Annotated in this window: 9 protein-coding genes; 1 reads left to right on the forward strand and 8 read right to left on the reverse strand. The window is 68.2% G+C overall.

Annotation, left to right across the window (positions count from 1 at the left end):
* Positions 1-173 precede the first annotated feature (173 nt).
* The 8 genes from DPA01S_RS15725 to DPA01S_RS15755 all read right to left on the reverse strand — a co-directional run bounded on the left by DPA01S_RS15725 (position 174) and on the right by DPA01S_RS15755 (position 4,016).
* Positions 174-494, reverse strand: a complete 321-nt coding sequence (locus DPA01S_RS15725) for a hypothetical protein (RefSeq protein WP_061917821.1) — start codon at positions 492-494, stop codon at positions 174-176.
* A complete protein-coding gene (locus DPA01S_RS15730; RefSeq protein ID WP_061917824.1) occupies positions 484-1,008 on the reverse strand; it encodes a hypothetical protein in 525 nt (174 codons plus the stop codon). The genes DPA01S_RS15725 and DPA01S_RS15730 overlap by 11 nt, the downstream gene beginning before the upstream one ends.
* Positions 999-1,577, reverse strand: a complete 579-nt coding sequence (locus DPA01S_RS15735; RefSeq protein WP_061917827.1) for an RNA polymerase sigma factor — start codon at positions 1,575-1,577, stop codon at positions 999-1,001. The genes DPA01S_RS15730 and DPA01S_RS15735 overlap by 10 nt, the downstream gene beginning before the upstream one ends.
* Positions 1,574-2,221 carry an Asp23/Gls24 family envelope stress response protein gene (locus DPA01S_RS15740; RefSeq protein WP_061917830.1) on the reverse strand — a complete coding sequence of 216 codons (648 nt, stop codon included), beginning with the start codon at positions 2,219-2,221 and terminating at the stop codon, positions 1,574-1,576. The genes DPA01S_RS15735 and DPA01S_RS15740 overlap by 4 nt, the downstream gene beginning before the upstream one ends.
* 13 nt (positions 2,222-2,234) lie before the next feature.
* Positions 2,235-2,789, reverse strand: a complete 555-nt coding sequence (locus DPA01S_RS15745; RefSeq protein ID WP_061917833.1) for a DUF6286 domain-containing protein — start codon at positions 2,787-2,789, stop codon at positions 2,235-2,237.
* Positions 2,786-3,235: an Asp23/Gls24 family envelope stress response protein gene (locus DPA01S_RS15750; RefSeq protein WP_083961827.1), complete on the reverse strand. Its 450-nt coding sequence runs from the start codon at positions 3,233-3,235 to the stop codon at positions 2,786-2,788. Before DPA01S_RS15750 ends, DPA01S_RS15745 begins: the two co-directional genes overlap by 4 nt.
* Before the next feature lie 3 nt (positions 3,236-3,238).
* Positions 3,239-3,415 (reverse strand): hypothetical protein, encoded by a 177-nt coding sequence (locus tag DPA01S_RS17110; RefSeq protein WP_198150839.1) that lies wholly within the window; start codon positions 3,413-3,415, stop codon positions 3,239-3,241.
* A gap of 73 nt (positions 3,416-3,488) precedes the next feature.
* Positions 3,489-4,016: an Asp23/Gls24 family envelope stress response protein gene (locus tag DPA01S_RS15755; RefSeq protein WP_198150841.1), complete on the reverse strand. Its 528-nt coding sequence runs from the start codon at positions 4,014-4,016 to the stop codon at positions 3,489-3,491.
* 186 nt (positions 4,017-4,202) lie between these two features.
* Between DPA01S_RS15755 and DPA01S_RS15760 the strand changes: the two genes are divergently transcribed.
* Entirely contained in the window at positions 4,203-5,045 is an 843-nt protein-coding gene (locus tag DPA01S_RS15760) for an aldo/keto reductase (RefSeq protein ID WP_017836463.1), read from the forward strand.
* The last annotated feature ends 255 nt before the right edge of the window (positions 5,046-5,300 follow it).

The raw sequence follows: 5,300 nt of genomic DNA on the forward strand, positions 1-5,300 counted from the left end.
ATAACGCACCCGACCCAGCCGGAACTACACGTCTCTATCGACCTGGCAAGTGCCGGTGGACAGCCGAATATGTCGGTGCTGCACCCACACCGGAAGGGGGTTGGGCAGTGTGTGCCAGCGGGCCGCTGTGGAAAAGGGGCGACCGAGGGCGCACCGAGCGACGACCTCGTTCGTCAATTCGCGCTGAGCGACTGCACCCGTACCTGCCACTGAGTCGGCTCGGGCATCGTTGCGGCCAGTGCGCCGTGGAGGGCATGTTGGATGTCGCGCACGGTCTGGCGGATGGGCCGGGAGCGGTTGAGGCTGACTTCCACGGTGACGGTGCGCGCGTTGTGGTCGACGTGCAGCCCGAAGTGTGTGGCATGCGGTTCGGTTCGTCGGATGCGTGCTTCCAGGGCCCGCAGGCTGGTGCCGATTCCGGGTTCGATCCCTGCGACTCCGGGGATGGCCACCACCAACGCGATCAGTTGAGCGGCTGTGGGTTCACTGGGCATGGAGATCCTCGATGTGAACGTCGACCGGGATGGCGGGCAGGTCGAGTTCGCGGGCGCACGCTCCGCGCACCGCGGTGCGGACTTTCTCCGCCAGACCGGGCAGATCCGGGGTGGTCTCGACCGCAGAGATGCGGCACACGACGCGCCGGGGAAGGCCCCGAGAGTTCCAGCCATCGCTCGTGCTGTAGTCGATGGCGGTTCGCAGGCTCACCACGCCGTCGATGTCGTCGATGGTCTCGCGGATCAGGGTGCGTAGCGCGAGTTCGGTCAGGGTGTAGGGGCCGATGTCGGTGGGCGGCATGTCCACGCGGGCGCCGTGGCGGGCATCGGCCCGCACCGCTTCCGACAGCGCCGAGCGTGCACGCCGGGACAGTTGCACCGAATCGTCGCCCCGGAGTTCGAGCTCGTCCCAGTCACGGTGCAGCGCAGCGATGTGATCGAGGTAGTCGCGGGTGTCCTGGTCGTCGTGGGGGTCACCGGGCCGGGAGGGTCCGTCCATGGTGTTCACCGCCATTCCTTCATGTAGTCGATCACGTGCGTGCGGGCGCGGGCGATGCGGCCTCGTGCGGTGGACTCGGTGACATCGAGGGCGGCGGCGACCTGCCGGTAGGACATTCCGTCGATCTCCCGCAATGTCCAGCAGGCCCGCAGGTCCGGGTCCATGGTCGCCAACACCTGGGCCAATGCGTGCATCTGCGCGTTGACCTCACTGGCGTGGGCGGGGTCGGCGCGGGGGCGCGGGTCGCGGTGGCGGTGCAGGTCCTCGGGCCGGTGGGCGTCGGTGGCGCGGCGGGCACGGCGCCGAGCGATGTCGGTGGCCCGGCGCGTACAGATCTGGGCAAGCCAGGCGCGCACCGCGTCCGGGTCCTCCAACAGGTGCAGGCGCTTCCACCCGGTCAGCAGTGTCTCTTGGACCACGTCCTCACTGTCCTGGCGGTCGCCCAACACCAGGTAGGCGATCCGAAACAACCGGCCCTGATGCCGATCGATCAGCACGTCGAAGGCGTCCGGGTCGCCGTCCTGCGCGCGCAATACCAGGGCGCGGTCGGAAAGCTCGGCCGGCCGCCGGGTCAGGGGGCTCATCCGGCGCCGGAGATCAGGTGGCCGTCGGCGGCGTCTTGGCGCACTGCCACGCGGTCGGATCGAGATGATGATCGCGGGGTGTGCAGCCGAACGAGCAGGTCCACGGACCGTGGGGCGGTGCCCAGTGCGGTGGCCAGGTCCGCGGCGAGCACCCGGCGGGCCTCCTCGACGGCCCACTCGACCTGCGCGTCCTGGGCCACCGTCACCTCGGCGAAGACCCGCAGGCTGGTCGTGGAGCCCGACACCCGCACCGATGCCTCCTTGACGCCGGGCACGCTCTCGACCCGCTCGACGAGCGCACGCTCGAGGACTTGCGGCTCCACGGTGGCCAGCACCGTGCCGTCGTCGCCGGGAAGACGCAGGGTCGTGTGCGCGGGGGCGGTGGGGATCTGCGCGGCCAGCAATCCCAGACCCGAAAGTACCGCCAGGATCGAGGCGGCGGTGGCGGCCGGCAGCGCCCATCCGCGGTGGTCCTGCACCAGCGTGGAGACCGTCGAGTCGGCGGGCGGCATCAGTCCGGCGAGCGGCGTGTCCGCCGGCACCAGGGCGAAAGACACCGCGATCAGCCACGCCGCGGCGGCCAGGATCAGCAGTGCCGCCACCGTCAGCGCGACGCGGTTACGGGTTCCAGACAAGCTACGCATGGGTGTAATCCCTTCAGCTTCTGCGGTCGGTGCGCACGCGGGGGCGCAACGGGTCGGCCGGTCGCAGTTCGCACAGCGCGTGGTCCACGGCGTCCTTCGCTCCCCGGGTCACCGGGGCCGGGTCATCGACCACGGTCTTCACGGCCACGTCGATCCGGCGCGGGCGGACCGACACGCGGGTGCTGTGCACGCCGTCGACGTTCTCAGTACGCCGCTCGATACGGCGGGCCAGGTCGCGGTGGGAAATGGCGGTCTCGCCGGGGATGTCGTCGTCCAGCACCCGGACGCGGGAGGGGCGACCCGGCACCAGCGCGGCCAGCAGGAGGGCGAGCCCGACCAGCGCCAGCACCACCGCGACCACGCGCATCGCGGTCGAGTCGAGGCCGGTCTCGGCAACCGAGGCCACCGTCGAAGAGGCCGCTAAGGGCCACGTGTCGTTGATCAGGTAACTACCCAGCAGCCAGATCCCCAGTCCTCCCAGGACCACAAGCGCCACGGCGAGCAGCCCCACCGGGATCGCGCGCGGCGGGCGCCTGATCAACGTACTGCGACGTGGTCGTGCACTCATCGCAGTGCTCCTCTCGTCGCGGCGGCGGGGTTGAGCCACGAGATGGCGATATCCAACCGGCCCACCTCCACTCCCGTCAGCTCGTGCACCCGGTAGCGCACGTGCTGGCGCAGGCTCCGGCAGGTGGCGGTCAGGTCCACGGGGAACGCCACGCCCACATCGAGCCTGAGCACGGCGACCGTTCCATAGAGGTCGCACGTGGCTGACGGGCGCGAGTCAAAATCGCGACGGGCGCCCACCCCGAGCAGTCCTCCCGCCGCCCCGCCGACGCCGGTGCACTCGGAAGCGACCTGCTCGGCGATGCGGCCCACCACCGACGCCGGGATGGTGGTGAGCCCCCGCTGCTCGGCCGGTGCCGACGACTGCCCCGGTGATACGGACAGGCCGTCCACGCTCGGATCGGCGGCGGGCCGCTGATCGGCGCGATCAGTGTGCGCGGCGGTCACGACTCACCTCCCCCAGCGGTCGGTCAGGCCCTTGATCTCGACGCGCCCCTCCATGGCCAGCCCCACGGCCACACCGATCACGCCGAAAAGCAACACGACCAGGAACTGGCCGATCGAGCCGAACGCGGCAACAGCGCCGAGGAACAACCCCACCAGAAGTGTGAGATGGGTGGTCTTCATGAGAACTCCTCGCTCAGGGGTGCGGAGGCGGGCCGGGGTGACCCGCCCCCGCGGCGTGGCGGTGGTCGATGGGTCAGCGCAGTTCGCCGCTGCGGTTGCTCTCCGAGCTGGCGCGGCCGTTGTCGTCGTCCTGAGGCAGGTGCACGTCAGCGACGTTGACGTTGACCTCGACCACCTCCAGCCCGGTGGTGCCCTCAACCTGCTCGATGATGTTGCGGCGAATCGCGTTGCCGACCTCCACGATCGAGGCGCCGTACTCCACCACCACCGTCACATCGATCGCCGTCTGGGTTTCACCCTTCTCGACACTGATGCCGCCAGTGACGTTGGTCTGCGCGTTGGGGATCCGGTCGGTCACCGCCGAGAACGCGCGACGCGTGGCACTGCCCATGTCATAGACCCCCGGAACCTCCCGCGCGGCCATCCCGGCGATCTTGGCCACCACGGCATCATCCAGCGTGGTCACCCCCCGATCGGTTTGCAGCGGCCCACGCGCGACCTGCTTGCCCGACGCCTTCTCCTGCGCCTGCTGCGCGGCGGCTTGGGCTGCCTCCTGCTCGCGGGACTGCTCACGACCGGTCTTGGGAACTGCGTTCGACATAATTCCTCCTCACGCCAAGACCCGACACCGGGCCCTTGTGATGAACACCTACACAACAAAGACGTCACCACCCGCCCGAACGTCACGCCCTGACCCAAACTTTTTCTTTCCTCAGGCCACGTGGTGGTGTCAGTGGCCCGCCATTAGCGGATGCGGGCGCCAGCACAGCGGGCCTAGATTTGCCCCATGTCGGATTCCCCGCAGACGGTCCCGCAGGTCACACTCAACGACGGACGAGCCCTTGCCCAGCTCGGTTTCGGCACCTTCAAGATTGCCCCTGCCAGTACGGTCAGGGCTGTGTCGTCGGCGCTGGAGGCCGGTTACCGGCACTTCGATACCGCGCAGATGTACGGCAACGAACAAGAAGTCGGGCGCGCGATCGCCGCGTCGGAACTGCCCCGCGAACAGATGTGGGTCACGACAAAACTCGGCAACGACGTGCACGAACGTACTTCCGCGCGACGTGCGACAGAACGTTCACTCGCTCACCTAGGGGGGCGAATCGATCTGTATCTGGTGCACTGGCCGCTGGCGATGTACGACGATGTGGCGCGCGTGTGGGAAGTCATGGAAGAGCTCAAAACCGATTACCCCATCGGTTCGATCGGGGTGTCCAATTTCACCGCAACGCACCTGGACCGATTGGCCGAGGCGGGACTGTCCACTCCGGCGGTCAATCAGATCGAATCCAATCCCTACTTCGTCAACGAGCACCTGCACGATGTCTGCACCGAGCACGGCGTCGCGGTTCAGGCATGCAGCCCGCTTGCCCAGGGCGCTGTAATAGGCGATCCCCAACTTCATGCGCTGGCCGACCAGATCGACCGGACGGTGGCACAAGTAGTGCTGCGCTGGGGCCTACAGCGAGGCGACATCGTGGTGACGAAGACCGAAACACCCCAACGCATGACCGACAATCTCACCGTGTTCGACTTCGAACTCACCGAGGAGCAGATGGCCTCAATCTCCGCGTTGCACAACGGCACACGATCAGGCCCGGACCCCGATAACTTCGACCGATTGAACTAACCTTCACGGCCAACGAGCCCGGTCTTGCACTGCTAGCGCAGAAACACACTGAGGCGACAACCCCGCATCGAGCCAAAGATGTGCACCACCTTGCTCCGCCCGCGACACTGCCAACTCAGGCGACCAGCTCAACTTCTCCACCGAGGTCGGCGCGCAGCGAGTGCAGACCCCGAGCCGGCCTCAGTCGACCTGCAGGGTCAGTCGACCGGCGGGCTGGACGCCTGCGCCCAGAAGCGTTTGGGGATCCGCCCCGCG

It is taken from the genome of Dietzia papillomatosis NBRC 105045, assembly GCF_001570845.1.
Classification (GTDB): domain Bacteria; phylum Actinomycetota; class Actinomycetes; order Mycobacteriales; family Mycobacteriaceae; genus Dietzia; species Dietzia cinnamea.